This is a genomic window from Curtobacterium sp. ME26 (assembly GCF_903970945.1).
Taxonomy (GTDB): domain Bacteria; phylum Actinomycetota; class Actinomycetes; order Actinomycetales; family Microbacteriaceae; genus Curtobacterium; species Curtobacterium citri.
In genome coordinates, this window is sequence record NZ_CAJCKG010000024.1 from 26,445 (window position 1) to 52,002 (window position 25,558).

The following is a 25,558-nucleotide window of genomic DNA, read 5'->3' on the forward strand; positions in this document are numbered from 1 at the left end:
GTGTCGGGCCGGCCCCGAGCCTCCCGTCCGTCGTCGGCTCGCCGTTCCGTCGCGGCGCGAGCGGGCGTTCTCCGTCCCGCTCACCGACGCCCACGGCGTCTTCCGCCCGCTCGCGGTCGCTCCTCCCGGACGGGCGGACCCGTGCGCAGCTCGCGCCGAGCGGGCGGATCCTGCCGCGCGGACATCGGTGCGCGGGCCGGTTCCGCGCGTTCGGCGACCGCGTGCCGTGCTCGACCCTCCCCGCCCCGCGAACGGGCGGTCCCCGTGGTGCCGACGCGGGCAGGCGGTGCGGTTCTGCCCGCTCGTGGCCGCTCCTCTCGAGCGGGCGGATCGTGCGGCATAGAGCCCGGTGCGCGGGCCGGTTCCGCCCGCTCGCGATCCGGCGCGCGCCGGGCGCACCGAGCGGGCAGATCACGTCGACCGGACGACCCGGGCGTGACGGACGAGGCCCGCTCGCGCGGCGGACCGGACCGGCGCCACCACGCACCGGACGGGAGGCGCGCGGCCGCCCCGCCCCGCACCTCCCGTCCGTCGGTGGGTCAGACCGCCGCTGCGGCCGCGTGCTCCGTCAGCAGGTGCTCCTGGTCGGTCTGCACGCACGCCACACCGCGACCGGCGACGTCCTGCAGCCGGGGGTCGATCGGCCGGCACTGCTGCTGGCGACCCTCGTCGAGGAGCTGGTAGAGCGGGCACCGGGTGCGGAACCGGCAGCCGTCGATGCGCTCCGTGGGTGAGGGCAGGTCGCCCTGCAGCAGGATGCGACCCCGGTCGGCCTCGGCGTCGGGGTCCGGCACGGGCACGGCGGACAGCAGTGCGCGGGTGTACGGGTGCTGCGGGTCGTCGAACACCCGGTCGCCCTCGCCGTACTCGACGATCCGGCCCAGGTACATGACCGCGACGTCGTCGGCGATGTGCCGGACGACGGACAGGTCGTGCGCGACGAACAGGTAGGACAGGCCCAGGCGGTGCTTGAGGTCCTCGAGCAGGTTGATCACGCCGGCCTGCACGGACACGTCGAGCGCGGACACGGGCTCGTCGAGCACGAGGATCTTCGGCTCGACGATGAGCGCCCGGGCGATGCCGATGCGCTGCCGCTGCCCGCCCGAGAACTCGTGCGGGTACCGGTCGATGTAGCTCGGCTCGAGGCCGACGAGCTCGAGGACGTCGCGCACCCGTCGGCGGATCTCGTCCTTCGCGACCCCGTGCACGGTCAGCGGTTCGCCGATCACCGAGCCGATGTCGAGCCGCGGGTCGATGGAGGCCATCGGGTCCTGGAACACGACCTGGATGTCACTGCGGAGCGCGCGGCGGTCGCGCTTCGACAGCGTGCCGGTGTCGACCCCGTTGACCCGGATGGTGCCCTGCTGGGCGCCGGCGAGCTCGAGGATCTCCATGATCGTCGTGGTCTTGCCGCAGCCGGACTCGCCGACCAGTCCGAGGACCTGCCCGCGCTTCAGCGTCAGCGAGATCCCGTCGACGGCGTGGACCTCGCCGATGCGGCGGCGGAAGACGGCGCCCTTGGTGAGCGGGAACGTCTTCACGACGTCCTGCAGCTCGAGCACGACGTCGTCGCCGTGGTCGATCGTCGACTCGGGGACGTCCTCGGGGCGGGGGAAGATCTCGGAGCGGGCGAGGGTGCCGGCGGCGATCTCGTCGCGTCGGATGCAGGCGGCGACGTGGTCGTCGTCGAACGCGCCGTTCGAGATCGTCGGCACGGCTCCGGTGAGCACGGGGTTGTCCACCCCGGCCGGCACGCTCGGCGCGAGCAGGGCCGGCTCGCCGTCGCGGCAGGCGTCGAGGACCGCGGGGCAGCGGTCCGCGAACGGGCAGCCGGTCGGCTTCGCGGTGAGGAGCGGCGGGCGACCCTCGAGCGGCACGAGACGCTCGGCGCGCGACGAGGTCATGTTCGGCATCGAGCGGAGCAGGCCGATCGTGTACGGCATCACCGGCTCGTGGAACAGCGGTCCGACGGGCGCCGTCTCGACGATCCGGCCCGCGTACATGACCGCGACCCGGTCGGCGTTGCCGGCGACGACGCCGAGGTCGTGCGTGATGAGCACGACGGCGGCACCGGTCATGTCCTTCGCGGTCTGCAGCACGTCGAGGATCTGCGCCTGGATCGTCACGTCGAGCGCCGTCGTCGGTTCGTCGGCGATTATGAGCTTCGGGTCGTTCGCGATGGCGATCGCGATCATCGCGCGCTGCCGCATGCCGCCGGAGAACTCGTGCGGGAATGCGTCGAGGCGTCGTGCCGCGTTCGGGATGCCCACGGCGCGCAGGAGTTCCTCGGCGCGGACCCGGGCGGCCTGCGCGGTCAGCGCCCGGTCGTGCAGCTTGAGGCCCTCGACGATCTGCTGCCCGATCGTGTACACCGGCGTCAGCGCGGAGAGCGGGTCCTGGAACACCATCGCGATGTCGCTCCCACGGAGCCTGGACATCTCGCGGTCGGAGCGCCCGACGAGCTCCTGGCCGTCGAACCGGATGCTGCCCTCGACGTGCGCGGAGGACGGCAGCAGGCCCATCACGGCCATGGAGGACACCGACTTGCCGGACCCGGACTCGCCCACGATCCCGAGGAACTCGCCCTGGTTGACCGAGTAGTCGACACCGCGGACCGCGTAGACCGGCTTCGTCCGGGGGTTGAACGTGACGGACAGGTCGGAGACGGTGAGCAGCGGCTCAGTCACGGTTGGCTCCAGAGGTGGGGTCGATGGCGTCGCGCAGGGCGTCGCCGAGCAGGCTGGTCGACAGCACGGTCGCGACGAGGGTCGCGGCCGGCAGCACGAAGAGCCAGGGGCGGGTGACGGCGGACTGGCTGCCCGCAGCGAGCAGGGTGCCGAGGGACACGTCGGGCACCTGGATGCCGAAGCCGAAGAAGCTCAGCGCGCTCTCGGACAGGATCATCGCGCCGACGCCGAGCGTCGCGTCGATGATGAGCAGCGAGGCCACGTTCGGCAGGATGTGTCGGCGGATGATCGTGAACGAGGGCACGCCCATGAACCGTGCGGCCTTGACGTAGTCGCGCTCCCGCAGCGACATCGTCTGGCCGCGGATGACACGCGCCATGATCATCCAGCCGAAGATCGCCAGACCGATGATGAGCGCCACCCAGCTGAGGTTCTTGAACAGCGGGCTGAGGAGCACGAGCGCGTAGAACGACGGGATGACGAGCAGCAGGTCGATGCCCCAGACGAGCGCGCGGTCGACGAACCCGCCGAAGTAGCCCGCGATCGCGCCGACGATGCCCGCGATGAGCGTGGCGGCCGGCCCGGCGATGAGGCCGATGAGCAGCGACTTCTGCAGGCCCACGAGGGTCTGCGCGTAGATGTCCTGACCGATGTCGTTCGTGCCGAACCAGTGGGCGGCGCTCGGAGCGGCACCGAACGCGAGCCCGTCGGAGTCGACCGCGTTCCAGTGGTACAGGTACGGGCCGACGAAGGCCCAGAGGATGATGAGCAGCAGCGCACCACCGCCGATCCGGGCGCGCCAGGTGCCGAAGACCTTGCGCCAGAGCGGCGTCCGGCCGCCGGTGACCTCGACGACGTGCGCCGGCTCGCCGGCAGCGCCGTCGGTCGGGTCACCGGCGGTGGTCGTGGTGGTGGGGTCGAGTACGGACACGGGTCACACCCTCACTCGCGGGTCGAGCGCGGCGTAGAGCAGGTCCGCGAGGGTGCCTGCGATGAGCACGAGGACCGCCGTGAAGAGGATCGTGCCCGCTGCCGCGTTGATGTCGTTGTTGGTGATGCTCTGCACGAAGTACTCGCCCATGCCGTGCCAGCTGAAGACCAGCTCGGTGATGCTCGCGCCGGTCAGGATCAGCCCGAACGAGTACGCGAAGAACGTCGACATCGGGATGAGTGCGACGCGGACGCCGTGCCGCATGATGGCCGATCCGCGCGTCCGGCCCTTCGACCGTGCCGTCCGGATGAAGTCGTTCGACAGGACGTCGAGCATCGCCGACCGCTGGTAGCGCGAGTACGACGCGACGGCGCCGACGGTGAGCGAGATCGTGGGGAGCAACAGGTGCACGAGTCGGTCGCCGAGGACGGGGAGGAACCCGGTCACCCCCGGGGTGTACTCACCCGTGAAGCTGATCAGCTGCGTGCCGGTGGCGTTGTTGAGCGAGGTGGCCAGGATCATCAGGACGACCGCGATGACGAAGGGCGGCGTGGCCAGGACCGCGAACGACAGGTACGTCGAGACCTGGTCGGACGTCCGGTACTGCCGCACCGCGTTCCAGACGCCGAGCAGCACGCCGAACAGCGCGCCGAGCAGCGTGCCGATGACGAGCAGGCGGAGGCTCGTGCCGGCCCGGGCGACGATGTCCGCCGTCACCTCGGTGCCACGGGCACTGATGCCGAGGGAACCGTGCGTGACGAGCCCGGTCCACCAGTCCCAGGTGCGGACGAGCAGCGGGGTGCCCGGGTCGGCGCCGAGCTTCTGCAGCGAGGCGTCGATCGTGCCCTGCGGCACGGCTGGGTTGCGGCCGAGGAACCGAGACGCCGGGTTCAGCGTGGAACTGGCGAGCAGGTACCCGAGGGTCGTCGCGACGATCGTCAGGATGACGTAGTTGACGATCCGCTTCGCGATGAAGGCAAGCATGGACGATGGACCTCGCTAGGGGTACGGACGGCGTTGTCGGTGACGAGAGCGTAACCCCATCCGACCACGTCGTGGTGATGCGAAGTGACGCTATGCAACATGTGTTACAGCCGTGTTTCGATTCCTCGCAGGGACTCTTGTGGTCGCTGCGGATGTGGTTAGGGTTCTCAACCAACAGACCCGACGGCAGGGGCCGTCGGGGTCGCAAGGCGCTCAGCGCAGACACATCGAAAGGGGATCCTCGCGATGCGAATGAGGATCAAGACCACCGCCGTGCTCGCCACCGCGGCCGCCGCAGCCCTCGTGCTCGCCGGCTGCTCCGGTGGTGGGACGGCGGGCGAGAGCAGTTCCGCCGTCGCCCAGTCGTCGCTGAAGTCGACCGGGTGGACGAGCGCGGACCGCGACTCGGTCAAGGACGGCGGTTCGCTGACGCTGCCGATCGACTCGGCTCCCGCCAACTTCCAGATCAGCAACCTCGACTCGGGGACGGTCGACGACCAGACGATCGCGGGGGTGTACCTGCCCGGGTTCATCCAGTTCAAGGAGAACGGCGACTGGGAGGCGAACCCGGACTTCGCGGACTCGGTGAAGCTGACGAAGGACTCGCCGCAGACCGTCGAGATCAAGATCAACCCGAAGGCCGTCTGGTCCGACGGCACGCCGATCACCGAGAAGGACGTCGCGGCGAACTGGAAGGCGCTCAACGGCACGAACCCGGCCTTCGCGCCGCTTGCCACGAACGTGTGGGAGGACGTCGAGTCCGTCGAGCAGGGCTCCGACGAGCGTGACGTGGTCATCACCTTCAAGAAGACGAACGCCGACTGGGCGAGCGTCCTCTCCGGCATCTACCCGGCCTGGGCCGTCGACACCCCCGACCACTTCAACAAGGCGTGGGCCAAGGGCCCGTACGCGGCCGACGGCAAGACCTTCGTCTCCGGCGGTCCGTACATCCTGAAGTCCTTCGACGCCAACGGCGGCGTGCTCACGTTCGAGAAGAACAGCAAGTGGTGGGGCGACACCCCGAAGCTCGACACGATCGTCTTCAAGACCGTGTCCCGCGACGGCCTCGCCCAGGCCTACGCCAACAAGGAGCTCGACGCCTTCAACCTCTACGGCAGCGCCGACAACCTGAAGACCGCGAACAGCCGGTCCGACTCGAAGATCGAGCGCTCGCTCGGCACCACCTGGCGCCACGTGACCCTCAACGGCACCTCCGAGGTCTTCAAGGACAAGGAGGTCCGCCAGGCCTTCGCGCAGTCGCTCAACCGCAAGGTGCTCGCCCAGGCGATCCTGTCTCCGGTGAAGAGCCCGGGCGACGTGCTGAACAACATGGTGTACCTGCCGGGGCAGAAGGGCTACGAGGACGACGCCTCGAAGGTCTACGGCTACAGCGTCGAGGACGCCAAGAAGAAGCTGCAGGACGCCGGGTACACCATCGGTTCGGACGGCTACGCGTCGAAGGGCGGCAAGGAGCTCGACGTCCGCTTCGTCATCCCGTCGGACAACCAGAACTCGGCGAACATCGCGCAGCTCGTGCAGCAGCAGACGAAGGCGGCCGGCTTCAAGGTCACGATCGACACCGTGCCGACCGACGACTTCTTCACGAAGTACATCACCACCGAGACGCGTGACTTCGACGCCACGTACTTCGCGTGGCAGGGCACGCCGTTCCCGGTGTCCTCGCTCAAGTCGATCTTCTACCCGGCCGACGCCGGACAGAACTACGCCGGTGTGACCGACGACTCGCTCGGCGACGCGTGGGACAAGGCGAACGCCGAGCTCGACGCGAGCGCCCGGATCAAGGACGCCCAGGCCATCGACAAGAAGATCGTCGCGGTCGCCGGCACCATCCCGCTGTTCGCGGAGCCCTACGCCTGGGGTGTGCGGAAGGACCTCGTGAACTACGGTCCGGCGCAGTTCCAGTCGAGCTCCGTCAAGTGGCAGGACGTGGGCTACAGCAAGTAGTCTCCCCTCCACACGGGACCCCCGTCGCCTCCGGGCGGCGGGGGTCCCGTGCGTCCGGGGCAGCAGGCATGCGGTCGAGTCAGAGCTGCGCGGCGGCCATCGACGCGGCGACGCCGAGGACGACCATCCCGGTCACCGACCAGCCGTGCGCCCGGTGCGTGATCCGCGCCGGGACCACCGTCGCGGGTGGTGGGCCGGTCTGCTCGACCGGCACGGGGACGAAGGTGCGCATCCTACGGGCCGCGGCGTCGACGTCGAGGGGGGTGGTGCCTCCCGGCCGGCCGCTGGTCTCGCCGAGCCGTGCGGTGGGACGGGTGGCGAGCCAGGTGCGGCGGACGCCCTCGCTGGTGACGACCTCGATGCCGTACTTCGTGCGGATCTCGGTGACGCGGCGCCAGTCGTAGGTGCTCGTGCGGCGGACGTCCACGATGCGGAGGTGGTCCGGGGTGCACTCGAAGCGGGGGCGCCAGAAGACGGCCCAGGCGACCAGGGCGATGAAGCAGCTCGGCACGGGGACCAACCACGGCGACCCGCCGCCGACGAGGGCGAGGGGGACGAGCACGACGGCGATGCCCCAGAGGACGACGGCGAGCCGGCGCATGCCGGGGGCGACGATCACGGTGGGGGTCACCCGACGATGGTAGGCGCGCCGACCCTCGGAGACGTCGAGAGCGCCGACCCTCGGACGGTGCCGTGACGGCCGGGGAGCGTGACGAGAGCGCCTCCCCGGGGACGTCCGGGGAGCGGGCGTGACACACCGGCGCGTACCTCCGGACGACCCGATTCCCCGGGGAGGCGAGTCCGTGTGGACCGCTCGTCCCTCTGATGGTCCCCGTCCCCCGTTCGGGTGTCAACACCCCACTGCGGAACCTTCAGGAGATCGACACGCCGTCGACCCGCTACGCGACCAGCTGCTCGACCTGCGCCCGGATCGTCGCGGCCTTCGGGAAGCGCAGCCCCACGAGGCCGACGTGCCGCCAGCGCACGACGCCGTCCGGTCCGATGACGAACACCGAGCGGCGGAGTCCGATGCCCGGCGCGACGAGTCCGTACGCGCGGACGACGTCGCCGGCGGGGTCGCTCAGCAGGGGGAAGGTGAGCGAGGAGCCGTGGGCGAAGGCCGCGTGCGAGTCGAGGGCCTGCGGGCTGATGCCCCACACCACCGCGCCGAGGTCGCCGAAGTCGTCGAGCTCTTCCTGGTAGCTGCAGAGCTGGGCGGTGCAGACGGGGGTGGCGTCGCCCGGGTAGAAGGCGAGCACCACCGTCCGGCCGATCTCGGCGGACAGCGCGTACTCGCCGTCGGTGCGGGCGCCGCCCCGCACGGTGGTGCCGGGCAGGGTGAAGCCCGGCGCTGGCTCACCGACCTCGGGGATCTGCATGCGCCCACGCTAGGGCGTCCGGCCGGGAACCACGCCCCGCCCCGCTGGACGCGCGCTGGGCGGATGCACCGAGGTCGTCGCGCGGTCAGCGGGTCAGCGGAACAGCTGGGGGAGGGCCGCGGCCACGAACGGGTAGCCGACGAACACCACGGCGTCGAGCAGGCAGTGCGTGATGACGAGGGGCAGGAGCCGTCCCCACCTCGTGTAGATCCACCCGAAGACGACGCCCATGACGGCGTTGCCGACGAAGGCGCCGAACCCCTGGTACAGGTGGTAGCTCCCGCGCAGGACCGCCGTCGACAGGATGACCTGCCACCGCCCCCAGCCGATGCCTCCGAGGCGCTCGTACAGGTACCCGATGACGATGACCTCCTCCTGCAGCCCGGACCGGATCGCCGAGAGCAGCAGGACGGGGATGGTCCACCAGTAGGTGTTCAGCGCCGCGGGGTCGACGTCGACCGTGAAGCCGAGTGCCCGCCCGGTGAAGTAGAGCGCGAGTCCCGGGACCCCGATGCCGAGCGCGATGAGCGCGGCGCCGCCGAGGTCGGGCCGGGCCCGGAACCGGTCGATGCCGAGCCGTCGGAGGTGCGGGCGGGTCGTGCTCCAGAGCAGGTAGCAGACCAGCGCGACCGGGGCCAGGTCGACCGCGATGCCGACGAGCTGCCGGGCGAGGTCGACGTACTGCACGGTCGTGGTCGACGTGTTGAGCGCCGTGGACTGCTCGCCGAGCGGGGTGGTCTGGGACAGGTCGTCGATGATCTGCAGGACCGAGTACAGCGCGCTGCCGCCGAGCGAGAGCATGAGGACGATCGTGATCTCGATCCACGTTCGTCGTCTGCTCACGGGCTGTACTCCTCGGGGTTGCGAACTACCGGTAGACTGGCGTGTCGGGCGTTCTGCCCGCGGGTGCCGTCTGTCCAAGATGACCGGCCGCCCGATCTTCTCCTGAACACCGAAGGATGTCCTGTATGGCGCTCGCCACCCGGTCCGACCTGCGCAACGTCGCCATCGTGGCACACGTCGACCACGGCAAGACCACCCTCGTCGACGCGATGCTCACGCAGACCAACTCGTTCGACGCCCACTTCGAGGGCGAAGACCGCATGATGGACTCGAACGACCTCGAGCGCGAGAAGGGCATCACCATCCTCGCGAAGAACACCTCGGTGCTCTACAACGGGAAGCACGCCGAGGAGTTCAACCCGGGCGGTCGCATCACGATCAACGTGATCGACACCCCCGGCCACGCCGACTTCGGTGGTGAGGTCGAGCGCGGCCTCTCCATGGTCGACGGTGTCGTGCTGCTCGTCGACGCGTCCGAGGGCCCGCTGCCCCAGACCCGCTTCGTGCTCCGCAAGGCGCTCGCCGCGAAGCTCCCGGTGATCCTGCTCGTCAACAAGACGGACCGCCCGGACTCCCGCATCGACGAGGTCGTCTCCGAGTCGCAGGACCTGCTCCTCGGCCTGGCCTCCGACCTGTCGGACGAGGTCGAGGACCTCGACCTCGACGCGATCCTCGACGTCCCCGTGGTCTACGCCTCGGGTCGTGCCGGTGCCGCGTCGCGCAACAAGCCCGAGGACGGCACGCTGCCGGACAACGACGACCTCGAGCCGCTCTTCGAGGCGATCCTGCAGCACGTCCCGGCGCCGAAGTACGACGACGAGCACCCGCTGCAGGCGCACGTCACCAACCTCGACGCGTCGCCGTTCCTCGGCCGCCTCGCGCTGCTCCGCATCTTCCACGGCACGATGAAGAAGGGGCAGACGGTCGCGTGGGTCAAGCACGACGGCACCGTCGCGAACGCCCGCATCACCGAGCTGCTCATCACGAAGGCGCTCGACCGCTACCCGGCGGAGTCCGCGGGCCCCGGTGACATCGTCGCCGTCGCCGGCTTCGACACGATCACCATCGGTGAGACGCTGTCCGATCCCGAGGACGTCCGTCCGCTGCCGACCATCACGGTCGACGCACCGGCGATCTCGATGACGATCGGCACGAACACCTCGCCGCTCGTCGGCAAGGTGAAGGGCCACAAGCTCACCGCCCGCATGGTCAAGGAGCGCCTGGACCGCGAGCTCATCGGCAACGTCTCGCTCAAGGTCGAGGACATCGGGCGTCCGGACGCCTGGGAGGTCCAGGGCCGTGGTGAGCTCGCGCTCGCCATCCTGGTCGAGCAGATGCGTCGCGAGGGCTTCGAGCTCACCGTCGGCAAGCCGCAGGTCGTCACCCGCCGTGACGAGAACGGCAAGCTGCAGGAGCCGTACGAGCACATGACGATCGACACGCCGGAGGAGCACCTCGGCGCGATCACGCAGCTCATGGCCGCGCGCAAGGGTCGCATGGAGAACATGACGAACCACGGCACCGGCTGGATCCGTATGGAGTTCGTCGTGCCGTCGCGTGGCCTGATCGGCTTCCGCACGTCGTTCCTCACGGAGACCCGTGGCACCGGCATCGCGAACGCGATCTTCCACGGCTACGACGAGTGGGCCGGCCCGATCCAGACCCGCATCAACGGCTCGATCGTCTCGGACCGCTCCGGTGTGGTGACGCCCTTCGCGATCACGAACCTGCAGGAGCGCATGTCGTTCTTCGTGAACCCGACCGAAGAGGTCTACGAGGGCATGGTCATCGGCGAGAACTCGCGCGCCGACGACATGGACGTCAACATCACGAAGGAGAAGAAGCTCACGAACATGCGTTCGGCGAACGCCGACTCCTTCGAGTCGATGACGCCGTCGCGCCAGCTCTCCCTCGAGGAGTGCCTGGAGTTCGCGCGCGAGGACGAGTGCGTCGAGGTCACCCCCGACGCCGTCCGCATCCGCAAGGTCGAGCTCGACGCGCAGGCCCGCCAGCGCTCGTACGCCCGCCTGAAGCGCCAGGACGCGTAAGCGGTCCGACACCGGTCTGGAGGCACCCCTCCGTCCGACGGCCCGGTCACCTCACGAGGTGGCCGGGCCGTCGGTCTGTGGCGATACGGTGGAGCGCGTGACCCTCGATCTCCTCTCCCTCTACCAGGACCTGCACGCCCACCCGGAGCTCGGCTTCCAGGAGCACCGCACCTCCGGCGTCATCGCCGACCGGCTCGCCGAGTTCGGCGGGATCGAGGTCACCACGGGCGTCGGCGGCACGGGTGTCGTGGGCGTCCTGTCGAACGGCGACGGTCCGGTCGTGTGGCTCCGCGCCGACATCGACGGCCTGCCCGTGCAGGAGCGCACCGGCCTGCCGTACGCGAGCACGCACACCGGCCGCGACGACGACGGCGCCGAGGTCCCGACGATGCACGCCTGCGGGCACGACATCCACGTGACGTGGCTGCTCGGCACCCTCGAGCGCCTCGTCGACGACCGCGGTGCGTGGCACGGCACGGTCGTGGCGGTCTTCCAGCCCGCGGAAGAGGTCATCTCCGGCGCCCGCGCGATGATCGAGGACGGCCTGGTCGAGCGCTTCCCGCAGCCCGACGTCGTCCTCGGGCAGCACTCGGCACCGGCCCCGGTCGGCGTCGTCGCGGTCGGCTCCGGCCCCGTGATGGCGTCGAGCGACCGCCTGACGGTGACGTTCAACGGCCGCGGTGCGCACGGCTCGGCGCCCCAGGCGTCGCTCGACCCGATCGTCACCGCCGCCAGCGCCGTCGTGCGCCTGCAGACCGTGGTCTCGCGCGAGGTCTCGCCGTCCGACGCCGGGGTCGTCACGGTCGGCTCGTTCCACGCCGGTACGCGCCCGAACATCATCCCGGACCAGGCCGTCATCGAGATCTCGACGCGGGCCCGGAACGAGGAGACCCGCGAGCGCATCATCGCCTCGATCGAGCGCATCGTGCGGGCCGAGAGCGACGCCGGCGGTCTGCCCGCCCCGACCATCGAGCGGGCACCGGGTGCCGAGGTCACGGTGAACGACGCGGACGCCGCGCGTCGGGTGCTCGACGCGCTCCGCGGGGTCGTGCCGGACGCCCGCGACCTGGAGATCGGGCTCGCGATGGCGTCGGAGGACGTCGGGCAGCTCGCGACGGCCGCCGGCGTGCCGCTCGTCTACTGGTTCACGGGGATCACCGACCCCGAACTGTTCCGTCGCGGCGAGGAGATCCCGAGCAACCACTCGCCGTTCTACGCCCCGCAGGCCGAGACCGCGATCCCCGTCGGCGTCGACGCCCTGACCGCCGCCGCTCGCGCCTGGCTGTCCTGAGGCGCGGCGGGCGGGAGATCCACAGCCAACGCACGCCGAGCCCGGCGGATGGGGCCCTAGGGTGCTGCCCATGCGCACGCCCCGGACCCTGATCGCCGCCGTCACGGCGGGCATCGCCCTCGCCGGCCTGACCGGCTGCTCCGCCGACGCCGTCCGCCAGGCCACCGACCTCGGTTCCTCGGTCGCGTCGAACGTGAGCGAGACGGTGCAGGGCATCGACGGCAAGGCCGTCCAGGACGGCATGGCCTCGGTCGCCGGCGGCATCGACGGCGCGCTCGACGCGGCGCTGTCGGGCTCGGGCGTGACGAGCGACGGGAAGGTCCCGGACGGCTTCCCGTCCGCGGACGTCCCGCTCGTCGACGGCACCGTCCTCGGCGGAGGGGCCGGCCCGGACGGCACCGGCTGGGTCGTCCAGGTCCGGGTGGCCTCCGTGGACGAGTTCGGCGCGGCGGACGAGCAGCTGGCCGCGGCTGGCTACACCGAGTCGGCGAAGCGTGCCGACGCGACGAGCGCGTTCGGGCTGTTCCGGAGCGACGCGTACCGCGTGGTCCTGACCGTGTCCGACTCCGAGGCCGGTGCCACCGCGACGTACATCGTCACGCCCCGGTAGCGAAGTACCCTGGGACGCGATGTCCAAGGCTCCCGCAACGCGTCCCGAGCGCGTCCTGTTCGTGCACGCCCACCCCGACGACGAGACCCTGTCGTCCGGCGGGACCATCGCCACCCTGCTGGAGCTCGGTGCCGAGGTCACGGTCCTGACCGCGACCCGGGGCGAACGCGGGGAGATGCTCACCGAGGCCCTCGCGCCGCTCTTCGGCGACGGTCCCCGTGTGGCCGCGCACCGCGAGACCGAGATCGCCGCCGCGCTGGCCGCCCTCGGGGGCCCGGCGCACCTGTGGCTCGGCGGCAGGGGAGCGCGCCCCACCGACCTGCCCGAGCGGCGGTACACCGACTCCGGCATGCAGTGGGGGCCGGACGGGCGTGCCACGGCCGCCGCCGACGCCCCGGTCGACTCGCTCACCGCGGCCGACCTCGGCGAGGTCGTCGACGACGTCCGCGCGGCGATCCGTTCCACAGGGGCAGACGCGGTGGTCAGCTACGCCGACGACGGCGGCTACGGCCACCCGGACCACGTGCGCGTGCACCACGCCGCGCGGTACGCCGCCCGCGCCGAGGAGGTCGCCTTCTCGATGATCGTCCCCGCGGACTCGCCCGAGGTGGACCTGATGGTCGACGTCGCGCCGGTCCGGGCGAAGGTCCGTGCCGCGGTGGAGCAGTACCGGTCGCAGGTGACCGTCGACCCGGTCGACCCGGTCGATCCGCAGCGCCTGACCTGGGTGATGCCGCACGGTGTCCGGCAGGCGGCCCCCGCGGTGGAGGCGTTCCGGCACGACGCCGACCCGGTCCCGCCGGCACCGGAGACCTTCGCCGACCTCGGCCGTCAGGGCAAGGTCACGGCGATCGTCGTCGCGGCGGTCGCCGGACTGGTCGTCGGAGCGCTCGGGACCGTCACGCACCAGCAGCGACTCGGGGGCTTCCCGGTCGGCATGGTCCTGACCACGCTCGTCGTGCTCGGGCTCGTCGTGGGACTGCGGCTCCTGTACCGCTCACGGGCGATGGTCGCGGCGGCCGGCATCGCGATCATCGTCGCCACGCAGGTCCTGGTGAGCGTCGGCGGCCAGTCGTCACCGCTCGTGCTCGCGAACCTCGCCGGGTACGTCTGGACCTTCGCACCCGCGGCGATCGCGGCCTTCGCACTCGCGTGGCCCGACCTGTCCGGACTCCGCGCCCGCGCCGCAGCGGCGTCGGCTCCGTCGTCCGCGGACCCCGCGCGGTCCGGGGCTCCCGGGCGCCGCGGGTAGACTCGACCACGCTCAGTCCGAAGGGAGCACCCGCACCGTGACCTACGTGATCGCCCAGCCCTGTGTCGACGTCAAGGACCGCGCCTGCATCGACGAATGCCCGGTCGACTGCATCTACGAGGGTGACCGGTCGCTGTACATCCACCCCGACGAGTGCGTCGACTGCGGTGCGTGCGAGCCGGTCTGCCCGGTCGAGGCGATCTACTACGAGGACGACCTCCCCGACGAGTGGGCCGACTACTACAAGGCCAACGTGGAGTTCTTCCAGGAGGTCGGGTCGCCCGGTGGCGCGGCGAAGGTCGGTGTGATCCACAAGGACCACCCGGTCGTCATGGCCGAGCCCCCGCGCGGCTGACCCCGGACCGGACCGTGGCGCTCGACCTCCCCGACTTCCCCTGGGACCAGCTCGTCCCCTTCAAGCAGCGCGCCGCGGCGTACGAGGGCGGCATCGTCGACCTCAGCGTCGGCTCGCCCGTCGACCCGACCCCCGAGGTCGTCCGGACGGCGTTGGCGCAGGCGACCGACGCGCACGCCTACCCGCAGGTCGCCGGCACACCGGCCCTGCGCGAGGCGATCGTCGCGTGGTACGCCCGCCGACAGGGCGTGACGCTGACGCCGGACCAGGTGCTGCCGACGATCGGCTCGAAGGAGTTCATCGCCGGGCTGGCGCTGTGGCTCGGCATCGGACCCGGCGACACCGTGGTGTTCCCCGAGGCCGCGTACCCGACCTACGAGCTCGGTGCCGCCCTGGTGCGTGCGGAGGCGCTGGCGTCGGACGACCCCGCCGCCTGGCCCGAGACGACGAAGCTCGTGTGGCTCAACTCGCCGGGCAACCCCGACGGCCGGGTGCTCACGGTCGAGCAGCTCCGTGCCGCGGTGGAACGAGCCCGTGCACTCGGCGCCGTGATCGTGGGCGACGAGTGCTACGCCGAGCTCGGGTGGGAGCCGCCGTACGACGCCGCACCGACGCCGTCGATCCTCGACCCCCGGGTCGTGGGCGACACCACCGACGGCGTCCTCAGCGTCTACTCGCTGTCGAAGCAGTCGAACCTCGCGGGCTACCGCGCCGCGTTCGTGGCGGGTGACGCCGCGGTCCTGGCCGACGTGCTCGCGGTGCGCAAGCACACCGGCATGATGCCGCCGCTGCCCGTGCAGGACGCGATGATCGTCGCCCTCGCTGACGACACCCACGTCCAGCAGCAGAAGGCCCGCTACCGGGCCCGTCGGAACATGCTCCGACGGGCACTCGAGGGCGCCGGCTTCCGGATCGACCACAGCACGGCCGGGCTCTACCTCTGGGCGACCCGGGGCGAGCCGGCGCTCGACACCGTCGGCTGGCTGGCCGACCGCGGCATCCTCGTCGCGCCGGGCACCTTCTACGGTCCCGCGGGTGCGGAGCACGTGCGGGTGGCGCTCACGGCGACCGACGACCGGATCGCGGCGGCCGCGCAGCGTCTGGCGAGCGCCCGCCGACTGGCGGCGTCCTGACGGAGGCGCACCGCGCCTCCCGACCGACACCGCAACGCACGACGTGCGTGCTCCGCACAATCCGTGGAGTCCACCAAACCTTCGCCTCCGGGTGGTGCACGACCGACAGTCCTCGCAGTTAGGCTGTCCCCGTGACTGACACTGCCAACGATGCTCAGAAGACGGCCACACCGCCCACCACGCCCGTTCCCGTGAGCCCTGCCGCCGCCGAGTCGACGGAGACCGCGACGCTGACGTTCCCGGGTGGCACGGCGGAGTTCCCGATCCTGCCGAGCGTCGACGGCGCGTCCGCCATCGACATCTCGTCGCTCAAGAAGCAGACCGGGCTGAACACGCTCGACTACGGCTTCGTGAACACCGGGGCGACGAAGAGCGCCATCACGTACATCGACGGCGACCAGGGCATCCTGCGCTACCGCGGGTACCCGATCGACCAGGTCGCGTCCGGCTGCACCTACCTCGAGGTCGCCTGGCTCCTCATCTACGGCGAGCTCCCCACGGACGAGGAGCTCGCGGGCTTCGACGCCCGCATCCGCCGGCACACCCTGCTGCACGAGGACCTCCGGCGCCTGTTCGACGCCCTGCCGCACTCGGCGCACCCGATGTCCGTCCTGTCGAGCGCCGTGAGCGCCCTGTCGACCTACTACGAGGACGACATGGACGTCGACGACCCGGAGAAGGTCGAGCTGCAGACCGTCCGGCTCCTCGCGAAGCTCCCCGTCATCGCGGCCTACGCGCACAAGAAGGCGATCGGTCAGGCGTTCCTCTACCCGGACAACAAGCTGTCGTTCGTCGACAACTTCCTCCGGCTGAACTTCGGCACCATGGCCGAGCCGTACGAGCCGAACCCGGTGCTGTCCAAGGCGCTCGAGCGGCTCCTGATCCTGCACGAGGACCACGAGCAGAACGCCTCGACCTCGACCGTGCGCCTGGTCGGCTCGACGAAGGCGAACATGTTCGCGTCGATCTCCGCGGGCATCAACGCGCTGTACGGGCCGCTGCACGGCGGTGCGAACGAGGCCGTCCTCGAGATGCTCCAGCAGATCAAGGACTCGGGCGAGCCGGTGTCGCGCTTCGTCGAGCGGGTGAAGAACAAGGAGCGCGGAGTGAAGCTCATGGGCTTCGGGCATCGCGTGTACAAGAACTACGACCCGCGGGCGAAGCTCGTGAAGGAGTCCGCGCACGAGGTGCTGCAGTCGCTGGGCGTGCAGGACGACCTGCTCGACATCGCGATGGAGCTCGAGCAGATCGCGCTCGAGGACGAGTACTTCGTCAGCCGGAAGCTCTACCCGAACGTCGACTTCTACACGGGCATCATCTACCGGGCGATGGGCTTCCCGCCGCGGATGTTCACGGTGCTCTTCGCGATCGGGCGGCTGCCGGGGTGGATCGCCCAGTGGCGCGAGCTCAACAACGACCCGCTCAACAAGATCGGCCGCCCGCAGCAGCTGTACGTCGGGCACCCGGAACGGGACCTGCCGGCGCGCTGAGGCCGACGACGACGGCGCTGTGCCGTCGCCGGTGCCGAAAGGCCCGCTCGCGTTCCGCGAGCGGGCCTTTTCTGTCACCTTGGGACGCGGCGGCGACGGCTCCTGCCCGCTCGGCGACGCGCATGCGGCGTGTCCTGCTCGCTCTGTGACGCGCGTGCGACCGCGCGGAACGCGCGCGTGCGTCGAACCACCGAAGCGACGTCGAACCAGCCCGCCCGGTCGGTTCGATGTCGCTTCCATGGTTCGACCCGACGGACGGGAGGCGCGTGGCGGGACCGCCACGCGCCTCCTGTCCGTCGTCGGGATCAGTGCAGGGCGTCGAAGTCGTCCCAGATGGGCGTCTTCGGCTCGGGGTACGTGGCCATCTCGGCGCGCACGTCGTCCTCGACGCTGATGCCCCACTCCGCGAAGAAGCGCGTGAGGTCCTGCTTCGTCACCTGGGCTGCGGCACGGATGAACGCGCGGCGGTAGGTGCGGTCGCCGTCCTCGTTCGCGCGAGCGGTCGTCCGCGCGACGACGTCGTTCCCGTACGCACGACGCAGCTGGTCGAACATCAGGCTGCGCGTGGTGGCGTTCAGTTGGTTCGCCCAGAAGTCGCGCTGCTCGATCGGCTTCGCACGGAACTCCCGGACCTTGTCCGTCCAGCCGTCGAGCCAGTTCCGTCCGTTCACCCGCTCCTCGATGACGAGGCTCGCGAGGTCTGCCGAGGCGTAGTCGTCCGCCTGCCCGAAGCCGTTCTTCCAGCGCGTCGAGCGCTGCTGGTAGACCTGCCCGATGGCGTGGCGGAAGTGGCCCTCGCCCGCCTGGGTGCGGTCGCCGGTCAGCAGGTTGTGGGGGTCGGCGAAGTCCGTGGGGAAGGACACGAAGCCGTTGTGGGCGTCGGCGTACTCGGAGCTGCCGGAGACGTCGTAGCTCGGTGTCGCGATGTGCACGCGGTGCTTGCCCTGACCGCCCCAGAACTTCGCGTTGGTCTCGACGACGTCGTCCCACGCGGCGAGGCGCGCGTCGAGGTCGTCCCCGTGGACGAGCTCCTCGTTCTGGTCGTCCTTCGGCTCGTCCGAGTGCCGACGGACGTCCGCCTGCACGCGCTCGCCGATGAGCAGGAAGAACGGACTGGCCGTCCACTCGCGCAGCTGCCGGTCGAACTTCGCGCGGTCGGTCTGCCCCTTCACGAAGGTCGGGACCGGGTACCCACCCGCGATGTGCACGATGCCCGTGTCGGTGTCGCTCGTGTCGAACACCGAGACGAGGCCGTCGTGGGGCGCCGTGATCTCGGTGGTGACGCCCCCGCGCGCGGCGAACTGTGCGACGCCGACGTTCTTGCACTGGTTGATGCCGATGTGGTTGCCGTACTGGCCGACACCGACGAAGACGCCGCCCATGCCCTCCGGCACCGTGACGGCGATCTGCTGGCCCTTCTTGATCCACCGGCCGGCCTGGCGGAGGTCGCTGCGGGCGTAGCGCGTGCCGTCCTCCCACTGGGCGTCCTCCGCGATGCCGAGCGGCGCGACCGCGAGGTCCGAGGCACTCGTCCCCACGATCGGAGCGGGGATGCCGACGGCGTCGACGTCGGACGTGGGCGGGGCGGTCGCAGCGGGGGTGGTCGGTGCCGGGTCGGTGGCGGCGTTCGCGGTGGCGGGGACGAGCACCGTACCGAACACGGTGGAGGCGAGCACGAGGCCGCTCAGCGCGACGCGCGCGCCGTGGGGACGGGGGAGGGACGAGGTCATCAGGACTCCTCGGTCGGGACAGGGACGCCGCGAGCGTACGGAGCCGTCGCCGTCGAGCCGTGTCCGCTTCCGGAGACGTCGTTCCCGCGTGCTGGTCCGGCGAGCGGGCGCGGCGGTGTCCCGCGGGGTCGTGTCCCGGTGCCTAGGCGTGCAGGTCGGTGTTGAGCTGGATGCCCTGCCCATGCCGCTGCGACGCCTCGACCGCCCCGGTGAGCGAGTTCCGCCGGAACAGGACGTTCGGCACCCCGGACAGCTCGGCCGCCTTGACGGTGCGGGGGGTGCCGTCGGGGGAGGGGGCCGTGCCGACGAGCACGACCTTCGTGCCCGCGGTGACGTAGAGCCCGGCCTCGACCACGGAGTCGTCGCCGAGCGAGATGCCGAGCCCGGCGTTCGCCCCGAGCAACGCCCGTTCGCCGAGGGACACCCGGTGCGTCCCGCCGCCGGAGAGCGTGCCCATGATCGACGCGCCGCCGCCGATGTCCGTGCCATCGCCGACGACCACGCCCTGGGACACCCGGCCCTCGATCATCGCGTCACCGAGGGTCCCGGCGTTGAAGTTGACGAAGCCCTCGTGCATCACCGTGGTGCCGGGAGCCAGGTGCGCTCCGAGCCGGACGCGGTTCGCGTCGCCGATGCGGACACGGTCCGGCACGACGTAGTCGAGCAGCCGCGGGAACTTGTCCACCGCGTGCACCGCGATGCCGGCGCGCTGGAGCGACGGGCGCAGCCGCGTCAGGGCCTCGGGGTGGACCGGTCCGGCGTTCGTCCACGCGACGATGGGCAGGTGCGCGAAGACCCCGTCGAGCGAGACCTCGTTCGGCCGCACGTGCAGGTGGCTCAGCAGGTGCAGCCGCAGGTAGGCGTCCGGCGTGCTGGTCGGTGCCGCGTCGATCGCGATCTCCGTGGTGACCGCCTCGATCCGGACTTCACGCCGGGGGTCGTCGCCGACGTGGGTGCGGAGCTCCTCGGGGAAGGCCGCGTCGGCGGGGCGCTCGCCGAGGTGCGTCTCGGGGTACCAGGTGTCGAGGGTGGTGCCGTCGGCGGCGATCGTCGCGAGGCCGTGGCCCCAGGCGTGGGACGGTCGGGCGGTGGGGGTCGTCTCGGTCACGGGACCAGGCTAGCGAGCGCCCCGGGCGACGAACCGTCCGGGCGGACGGCCGGGGACGTGAGCGATCGTCGTCCACAGGTGTGCGGTCCCTCACGGAGCGCGCGAGGCACGGCCGGTAGGCTGCCCGCATGCCGGAGCTGCTCGACCTCACCGCCTCGTCCATCGACATCACGCGCGCCGTCTGCGACATCGAGTCGGTGTCCGGCAACGAAGGGCGTCTGGCCGACGCGATCGAGGCGTCGCTCGCGTCGCTGCCGCACCTCGACGTGGTCCGTGACGGCGACGCGATCGTCGCGCGGACGCAGCTCGGGCGGGCACGACGCGTCGTCATCGCCGGGCACATCGACACGGTGCCCTTGAACCACAACCTGCCGACGGAGTTCCGCACCGCCGAGGACGGCACCGAGATCCTCTGGGGCCGCGGCACGGTCGACATGAAGGCCGGCTGCGCGGTGCAGCTCAAGCTCGCGCACGACCTGACCGAGCCGAACGTCGACGTCACGTGGGTCTTCTACGACCACGAGGAGGTCAGCGACGCCCTGAACGGTCTCGGGCGCCTGGCGCGGACCCGTCCGGAGCTCCTCGCCGGCGACTTCGCGATCCTCGGTGAACCCTCCGGCGCGCAGATCGAGGGCGGCTGCAACGGCAACCTCCGCGCCGAGGTCCGCACCTCCGGCAAGCGCTCCCACAGCGCCCGCAGCTGGATCGGCGACAACGCCATCCACAAGACCGCCCCGATCCTCGCCACCCTCGCCGCGTACGAACCGCGGACGGTCACGGTGGACGGACTCGAGTACCGCGAGGGCCTGAACGCCGTCGGCATCACCGGCGGGATCGCCGGCAACGTCATCCCGGACGAGGCGATGGTGCACGTCAACTACCGCTTCGCCCCGTCGCGCAGCGCCGACGAGGCCGTCGCTCACATCCGCGAGCTCTTCGACGGGTACGACGTGCAGATCGTCGACCTCGCCGCCGGTGCCCGCCCCGGCCTCGACGCCCCGCTCGCGCAGCAGTTCGTCGCCGCCGTCGGCGGTCCCGCGCCCCGCCCGAAGTACGGCTGGACCGACGTCGCGCGCTTCTCGGCGCTCGGCGTCCCCGCGGTCAACTACGGCCCCGGCGAACCGGTCTTCGCCCACCACGACGACGAGCAGGTCCCCGTCGACCAGATCACCGCGGTCGAGGACGGCCTGCGTCGGTGGCTGACGGCGTGACCACCGGCCCCGCGCCGGTCGTCACGGGGCGGAGCAGCACCACGCGGTGGCGGGCCCGCTACCGCGTCGTCCCGTGGTGGGTCCGGGTCAGCGTGGTCTACCTCGTGGCGCGGCTCGTGACGGGCGCGATGCTCCTGGCGTTCGCGAGCGTGCAGACCGCCAACTCCTTCACCGTCCAGCACCCGTCCTACCTGTCGTTCGCGTCCATCTGGGACGGTGCCTGGTACCGGGTGATCGCCTCGTCCGGCTACCCCTCGACGCTGCCGGTCGACAGCGCCGGGCACGTCACCGAGAACGCGTGGGCGTTCATGCCGGCGTACCCGTTCCTGGTGCGCGGGCTCATGGTGCTCACGGGGGCCTCGTTCGAAGCGGTGGCGGTCGCGGTCTCGTTCGCCGCCGGGTGGGGCGCGGCCCTGGTCTTCCGGCGCCTGATGGGCCGCTTCCTCGACGACGGTCGGGCGACGTTCGCGACCGTGCTGTTCTGCGTCGCGCCGGTGTCCGCCGTGTTCCAGGTCGCCTACGCCGAGGCGATGGGGCTCTTCCTGCTCCTCGTCGCCCTGCTCCTGATGGTCGACCGACGCTGGTGGACGATGCTGCCCGTCGTGCTCCTGCTCGGGATGACCCGGCCGACCGGGCTCGCGTTCGCGCTCCTGGTGGTGCTCTTGCTCGGCGTGTGGGCGGTGCGTCCGGCATGGGTCCGGGAGACCGGACGGCTCACGGTCCGTCGCGCCGTCCCGCCCCTCGTGGTCGGGGTCGTCTCGGGGCTGGTCGGCCTGGCGTGGCCGGCGATCGCCTGGGCCGTCACCGGGGTGCCGAAGGCCTACACGGACACCGAGCTCGCCTGGCGGTCGTCGTACATCGGCTGGCAGGAGCTCGTGCCCTTCACACCGTGGATCCAGGGCTTCGGCTGGTGGTTCCGGCAGCCAGCGGGCGGGGTCCTGCTCGCGGTGGCCGTCGTCGGGTTCGCCGTGTTCGTCCTCCACCCCGCCGCCCGCCGCATCGGCCTGGAGCTCCGGTTGTGGGGCATCGCCTACGTCGTGTACCTGCTCGCGGTGTTCTTCCCGCAGTCGAGCACCTGGAGGATCCTCCTGCCGATCGCTCCGCTGCTCGGCATCGTCGCGTTGCCGCGCTCCCGCGTGTACCGCGTGCTCCTCGTCGTCGTCTGCCTCGGCCTGCAGTGGGTGTGGCTGGACACCTGCTGGTGGGTCGACGGCTACGACTGGACCCCACCGTGATCGGCCTCGCGGTCGTCTGACCGACGCGCGGCGGGGGTCGCGTCGTCCTGCTCTCCGGGGCGCCAGTCGGCGGCGGCGTGCACCATCGCGTTCACCGTGGCGATGAACGGCACCGCGAAGAACGCCCCGACCACCCCGGCGATCGTCGTGCCCGCGGTGACGCCGAGCACGACGCCGAGCGGGTGCACCCGGACGGCCGAACCGGTGAGGAACGGGTGCAGGACGTGGCTCTCGAGCTGCTGCACGGCGACGACCACGGCGAGCATGATCAGCGCCGGCACCAGGCCGTTGAAGACGAGGGCGATGACCACGGCGACGATCCCCGCCACGATCGCGCCGACCACCGGCACGAAGGCGCCGAAGAACACGATCACACCGATCGGCACGGCGAGCGGTAGCCCGAGGGCGAGGGCGCCGATGACGATGCCGAGTGCGTCCGTCACCGCGACGATGAGCTGCACGCGGATGAAGCTCGTCAGGGTCTTCCACCCGGCCTGCCCGGCCGCGTCGATGCGACCGCGGGAGCGGCGCGGGAAGATCCGCACGACCCAGGACCAGACCCGGCGTCCGTCGACCAGCACGAAGATCGTGGTGAAGACCACGATGAACAGGCCCTCGAGGGCGTGGACCAGACCGCTGCCGGCCTCGGCCGCGCCCGAGAGGATCGACGAGACGTGGGCCTGCAGGAACGTCGTCGCCTCGGAGAGGTACTTCGTCACCTGGGCGGACGTGATGCCGAACGGCTCCGTGGCCAGCAGCGTCTGGAACGTCTGCACGTTGCTCCGGAGGCGGTGCTCGAGCGTCGGCAGGTCGTAGCGGATCTGGGCGGTGACGACCAGTGCGAGGACACCGATGACGACGAGGACGGCGACGAAGCACGAGAGCACCGCGAGCCACTTGGGCCACCCGTGCCGCTGCAGGAACGCCGACATCGGTGCGAGCAGCGCGCAGACGAGCAGGCCGACGAGGAACGGCACGACGATCTCCTGCAGCAGGACGACCAGGGCGACGACGACGGCGAGGGCGGCGACCACGACGAGGAAGCGCCACGAGAACGCGCCGGCGATGCGCATGCCCGTCGGGACGGCGTCAGCGGTGACCCGGTCCGGCGTCCGGGTCGTGGAGGAAGTGTTCGGCACACGCCAAGGTGACCACTTCGACCCGCGAGAACGCAGCGATCCGCGGCCCCCAACCTGGGCGGTTTCGCAGTTGCCCCGCTGATACGGGATAATGGGCAGGCATGTACTGCACGAAAGGGGACATCTGGTGGCAGCAATGAAGCCGAGGACCGGCGACGGGCCGATGGAGGCTGTCAAGGAGGGTCGACTCATCATCGTGCGGGTTCCGCTCGAAGGTGGAGGCCGCCTGGTGGTCTCGGTCAACGACGCCGAGGCCAAGGAACTCCACGACGCACTCGCCGAGGTCGTCTCGGCCTAGTCCGTCGAAGCACCACGACAGTCGAAGCACCACGACAGGAGGCCCGGAGCACCCACGCTCCGGGCCTCCTGTCGCTCCGGGCCTCCTGCCGTCCACGGCCTCCTGCGCCTGTCGGTGCCGTCGGACAGGATGGGTCACGTGCCCCGCACCCGCCTGCCGATCCGCCGCATCGAGGAGTACGCGCCCGACCCGCTGTCGCGTCACTCCTGGCCCGGCACGCTCGCGCCGGTGCGGCAGGTCCTCGACGAGGGGCTCGACCTCGACCCGGTGACGGTCTTCGTCGGCGACAACGGGGTCGGCAAGTCCACCCTGGTCGAGGCGGTCGCCCTCGCGTACGGCATGTCGCCCGAGGGCGGCTCCACGATGTCCGGCCACTCGACCCGGCCGACCGAGTCGCAGCTGTGGGAGCACCTCCTGCTCGTGCGCGAGCCCGGTGCCCCGAAGAGCGGGTTCTTCCTGCGCGCCGAGACCATGCACGGCTTCTTCACGTACCTCGAGGGGCACGGCGGCCGGCCCGACGAGCCGCGCTTCCACGAGCGCAGCCACGGCGAGTCGTTCCTCGACTTCGTGATCGACCGGTCGCGGTGGCCCGGCCTGTGGATCCTCGACGAGCCCGAGTCGGCGCTGTCGTTCTCCGGGTGCCTCGCCCTCATCGGCCTGCTGCAGTCCGTCGTCGACACCGGGATCGGCCAGGTCCTGCTCTCGACGCACTCTCCGGTCCTCGCCGCGTTCCCCGGTGCCGCGGTGCACGAGGTGGGGGAGTGGGGGCTGCGCCGCACCGCGTGGAGCGACCTCGACCTGGTCCGCGACCAGCGAGCCTTCCTCGCCGCGCCGGAACGGTACCTGCGCCACCTGGGGTGACCCGCGCCTCCAGACCGGGTTCCGCTAGGCGGAGACCTTCGTCATCTGCAGCAGCCCGTCGCCCGCGGGCGAGAGGGCGCTGCGCACCGCGCCCGAGGTCGACACCTCGGTGAGCAGCAGGCGGAAGTCCGTCGTCGCGCGGTCCCGCCGCACCGGGTCGGCGACACGGCCGCGCCAGAGCGCGTGCGGGACGAGCACCGTCCCGCCGACCCGCGCGAGCCGGAGGCCGTGCTCGACGTACTCGATGACGTGCTCGGGGTCGGCGTCGACGAGGACGACGTCGTAGGAGGCCTCGTTCATCCGGGGGAGCACCTGGTTCGCACGACCGGGGATCAACCGCACCCGCGCGGGTGCCGTGCCGGCCGCGAGGTAGGCGTCACGCGCGTACTGCTGGTGGTCGACCTCGACGTCGATCGTCGTCAGGGTCGCGTCCGGGGCGCCGCGCAGCAGGTACAGCCCGGAGACGCCGAGCCCGGTGCCGATCTCGATCATGCTGGTCGCGCGGGACGCCGCGGCGACCACGGCCACCTGGGCGCCGATCGCGGGGGAGATCGCCTCGACCCCGAGTTCCAGGGAGTGCTCTCGCGCTCGGGCGATCACCTCGGGCTCCGAGACGATGTCCTCGGCGAACTTCCAGTTCGACTCTTTCTCTGACACGCACACTCCGTTCGGAGGACAACTCTACGGGTGCGGCGCAGTGTCACGGGTTACGCTCGTTGCCGTGTCCATCGACTTCAACAAGATCCTGATCATCGGGATCATCGCGGTGCTGCTGCTCGGGCCGCAGCGCCTGCCGATGTACGCGCAGAAGCTCGCCGAGTTCGTGAAGGCCGTGCGCCGGTTCGCGGACACCGCGAAGGACCGGATGCGCGAGGAGATGGGCCCCGAGTTCGACGACGTCGACTGGCAGAAGCTCGACCCGCGGCAGTACGACCCGCGGCGCATCATCCGCGACGCCCTGCTCGACTCGGGCGACAGCACCGCCGCGGGCATGGCGGCCGTGCAGAC

General features: G+C 71.1%; 23 protein-coding genes. 13 read left to right on the forward strand and 10 right to left on the reverse strand.

Annotated features, from left to right (window positions below; all coding sequences use genetic code 11):
- Nucleotides 1–539: 539 nt before the first annotated feature.
- Genes H7A69_RS10910 through H7A69_RS10920 form a run of 3 tightly spaced genes read right to left on the reverse strand, consistent with a single transcriptional unit; the run spans nt 540 to nt 4,602 of the window.
- Complete coding sequence (locus H7A69_RS10910) at nt 540–2,687, reverse strand: ABC transporter ATP-binding protein (protein WP_182047042.1); 2,148 nt, start codon at nt 2,685–2,687, stop codon at nt 540–542.
- The gene (locus tag H7A69_RS10915) at nt 2,680–3,618 is read right to left on the reverse strand and encodes an ABC transporter permease (protein ID WP_182047043.1); all 939 of its coding nucleotides are present in this window, start codon (nt 3,616–3,618) and stop codon (nt 2,680–2,682) included. Before H7A69_RS10915 ends, H7A69_RS10910 begins: the two co-directional genes overlap by 8 nt.
- 3 nt (nt 3,619–3,621) lie before the next feature.
- Nucleotides 3,622–4,602: an ABC transporter permease gene (locus H7A69_RS10920; protein ID WP_069711646.1), complete on the reverse strand. Its 981-nt coding sequence runs from the start codon at nt 4,600–4,602 to the stop codon at nt 3,622–3,624.
- Nucleotides 4,603–4,854: 252 nt separating this feature from the next.
- On the opposite strand from H7A69_RS10920, the gene H7A69_RS10925 reads away from it, so the two are divergent.
- The gene (locus H7A69_RS10925) at nt 4,855–6,567 is read left to right on the forward strand and encodes an ABC transporter family substrate-binding protein (RefSeq protein WP_069711645.1); all 1,713 of its coding nucleotides are present in this window, start codon (nt 4,855–4,857) and stop codon (nt 6,565–6,567) included.
- A gap of 79 nt (nt 6,568–6,646) precedes the next feature.
- Here the strand turns inward: H7A69_RS10925 and H7A69_RS10930 are convergent, their stop codons facing one another.
- From H7A69_RS10930 to H7A69_RS10940, 3 genes are all read right to left on the reverse strand, one after another.
- Nucleotides 6,647–7,198: a PH domain-containing protein gene (locus tag H7A69_RS10930; protein WP_182047044.1), complete on the reverse strand. Its 552-nt coding sequence runs from the start codon at nt 7,196–7,198 to the stop codon at nt 6,647–6,649.
- A 268-nt stretch (nt 7,199–7,466) separates the two neighbouring features.
- Complete coding sequence (locus H7A69_RS10935) at nt 7,467–7,946, reverse strand: peroxiredoxin (protein WP_182047045.1); 480 nt, start codon at nt 7,944–7,946, stop codon at nt 7,467–7,469.
- Nucleotides 7,947–8,039: 93 nt separating this feature from the next.
- Complete coding sequence (locus H7A69_RS10940) at nt 8,040–8,789, reverse strand: CPBP family intramembrane glutamic endopeptidase (protein WP_182047046.1); 750 nt, start codon at nt 8,787–8,789, stop codon at nt 8,040–8,042.
- Between the two features lie 125 nt (nt 8,790–8,914).
- Here H7A69_RS10940 and typA point away from each other — a divergent pair, with 125 nt between their 5' ends.
- The 7 genes from typA (at nt 8,915) to H7A69_RS10975 (ending at nt 16,968) form a co-directional block, all read left to right on the forward strand.
- Nucleotides 8,915–10,837 carry a translational GTPase TypA gene (gene typA / locus H7A69_RS10945; RefSeq protein WP_069711641.1) on the forward strand — a complete coding sequence of 641 codons (1,923 nt, stop codon included), beginning with the start codon at nt 8,915–8,917 and terminating at the stop codon, nt 10,835–10,837.
- 97 nt (nt 10,838–10,934) lie between these two features.
- Entirely contained in the window at nt 10,935–12,128 is a 1,194-nt protein-coding gene (locus H7A69_RS10950; protein WP_220456228.1) for an amidohydrolase, read from the forward strand.
- A gap of 70 nt (nt 12,129–12,198) precedes the next feature.
- Nucleotides 12,199–12,738 carry a hypothetical protein gene (locus H7A69_RS10955; RefSeq protein ID WP_182047048.1) on the forward strand — a complete coding sequence of 180 codons (540 nt, stop codon included), beginning with the start codon at nt 12,199–12,201 and terminating at the stop codon, nt 12,736–12,738.
- A gap of 19 nt (nt 12,739–12,757) precedes the next feature.
- Nucleotides 12,758–13,990 carry a PIG-L family deacetylase gene (locus H7A69_RS10960; RefSeq protein WP_182047049.1) on the forward strand — a complete coding sequence of 411 codons (1,233 nt, stop codon included), beginning with the start codon at nt 12,758–12,760 and terminating at the stop codon, nt 13,988–13,990.
- A gap of 37 nt (nt 13,991–14,027) precedes the next feature.
- The gene (gene fdxA, locus H7A69_RS10965; protein ID WP_069711637.1) at nt 14,028–14,345 is read left to right on the forward strand and encodes a ferredoxin; all 318 of its coding nucleotides are present in this window, start codon (nt 14,028–14,030) and stop codon (nt 14,343–14,345) included.
- Nucleotides 14,346–14,359: 14 nt separating this feature from the next.
- Nucleotides 14,360–15,478, forward strand: coding sequence for a succinyldiaminopimelate transaminase (dapC, locus tag H7A69_RS10970; protein ID WP_182047050.1), 1,119 nt, complete (start codon nt 14,360–14,362; stop codon nt 15,476–15,478).
- A gap of 191 nt (nt 15,479–15,669) precedes the next feature.
- Nucleotides 15,670–16,968: a citrate synthase gene (locus H7A69_RS10975; protein ID WP_083263736.1), complete on the forward strand. Its 1,299-nt coding sequence runs from the start codon at nt 15,670–15,672 to the stop codon at nt 16,966–16,968.
- A 305-nt stretch (nt 16,969–17,273) separates the two neighbouring features.
- Here the strand turns inward: H7A69_RS10975 and H7A69_RS10980 are convergent, their stop codons facing one another.
- Together H7A69_RS10980 and dapD are read right to left on the reverse strand one after the other, a co-directional pair.
- The gene (locus tag H7A69_RS10980) at nt 17,274–18,698 is read right to left on the reverse strand and encodes a M60 family metallopeptidase (protein ID WP_182047051.1); all 1,425 of its coding nucleotides are present in this window, start codon (nt 18,696–18,698) and stop codon (nt 17,274–17,276) included.
- 142 nt (nt 18,699–18,840) lie between these two features.
- Nucleotides 18,841–19,806, reverse strand: a complete 966-nt coding sequence (gene dapD, locus H7A69_RS10985) for a 2,3,4,5-tetrahydropyridine-2,6-dicarboxylate N-succinyltransferase (RefSeq protein WP_182047052.1) — start codon at nt 19,804–19,806, stop codon at nt 18,841–18,843.
- Nucleotides 19,807–19,934: 128 nt separating this feature from the next.
- Between dapD and dapE the strand changes: the two genes are divergently transcribed.
- Both dapE and H7A69_RS10995 read left to right on the forward strand, forming a co-directional pair.
- Complete coding sequence (dapE, locus tag H7A69_RS10990) at nt 19,935–21,017, forward strand: succinyl-diaminopimelate desuccinylase (protein ID WP_182047053.1); 1,083 nt, start codon at nt 19,935–19,937, stop codon at nt 21,015–21,017.
- On the forward strand, nt 21,014–22,252 hold the full coding sequence (locus tag H7A69_RS10995; RefSeq protein ID WP_259346182.1) for a hypothetical protein: 1,239 nt from the start codon (nt 21,014–21,016) through the stop codon (nt 22,250–22,252). The genes dapE and H7A69_RS10995 overlap by 4 nt, the downstream gene beginning before the upstream one ends.
- Here the strand turns inward: H7A69_RS10995 and H7A69_RS11000 are convergent.
- Nucleotides 22,231–23,391: an AI-2E family transporter gene (locus H7A69_RS11000; protein WP_182047055.1), complete on the reverse strand. Its 1,161-nt coding sequence runs from the start codon at nt 23,389–23,391 to the stop codon at nt 22,231–22,233. The genes H7A69_RS10995 and H7A69_RS11000 overlap by 22 nt on opposite strands.
- Nucleotides 23,392–23,518: 127 nt before the next feature.
- Here H7A69_RS11000 and H7A69_RS11005 point away from each other — a divergent pair, with 127 nt between their 5' ends.
- Together H7A69_RS11005 and H7A69_RS11010 are read left to right on the forward strand one after the other, a co-directional pair.
- A complete protein-coding gene (locus H7A69_RS11005; protein ID WP_017887054.1) occupies nt 23,519–23,689 on the forward strand; it encodes a DUF3117 domain-containing protein in 171 nt (56 codons plus the stop codon).
- Between the two features lie 138 nt (nt 23,690–23,827).
- Nucleotides 23,828–24,550, forward strand: a complete 723-nt coding sequence (locus H7A69_RS11010) for an AAA family ATPase (RefSeq protein ID WP_182047056.1) — start codon at nt 23,828–23,830, stop codon at nt 24,548–24,550.
- A gap of 24 nt (nt 24,551–24,574) precedes the next feature.
- Here H7A69_RS11010 and H7A69_RS11015 read toward each other — a convergent pair whose 3' ends face one another.
- Entirely contained in the window at nt 24,575–25,207 is a 633-nt protein-coding gene (locus H7A69_RS11015) for an O-methyltransferase (protein WP_182047057.1), read from the reverse strand.
- Nucleotides 25,208–25,271: 64 nt separating this feature from the next.
- Between H7A69_RS11015 and H7A69_RS11020 the strand changes: the two genes are divergently transcribed.
- On the forward strand, nt 25,272–25,558 hold a 287-nt coding region (locus H7A69_RS11020; protein WP_259346183.1), incomplete at its 3' end, for a twin-arginine translocase TatA/TatE family subunit.

Excerpts from the sequence above, each read along its gene's own strand:
- H7A69_RS10920 (WP_069711646.1), bottom strand. The coding sequence starts at position 4,602 with ATGCTTGCCTTCATCGCGAAGCGGATCGTCAACTACGTCATCCTGACG.
- H7A69_RS10925 (WP_069711645.1), top strand. The coding sequence starts at position 4,855 with ATGAGGATCAAGACCACCGCCGTGCTCGCCACCGCGGCCGCCGCAGCC.
- H7A69_RS10935 (WP_182047045.1), bottom strand. The coding sequence starts at position 7,946 with ATGCAGATCCCCGAGGTCGGTGAGCCAGCGCCGGGCTTCACCCTGCCC.
- typA (WP_069711641.1), top strand. The coding sequence starts at position 8,915 with ATGGCGCTCGCCACCCGGTCCGACCTGCGCAACGTCGCCATCGTGGCA.
- H7A69_RS10955 (WP_182047048.1), top strand. The coding sequence starts at position 12,199 with ATGCGCACGCCCCGGACCCTGATCGCCGCCGTCACGGCGGGCATCGCC.
- H7A69_RS10960 (WP_182047049.1), top strand. The coding sequence starts at position 12,758 with ATGTCCAAGGCTCCCGCAACGCGTCCCGAGCGCGTCCTGTTCGTGCAC.
- H7A69_RS10980 (WP_182047051.1), bottom strand. The coding sequence starts at position 18,698 with ATGACCTCGTCCCTCCCCCGTCCCCACGGCGCGCGCGTCGCGCTGAGC.
- dapE (WP_182047053.1), top strand. The coding sequence starts at position 19,935 with ATGCCGGAGCTGCTCGACCTCACCGCCTCGTCCATCGACATCACGCGC.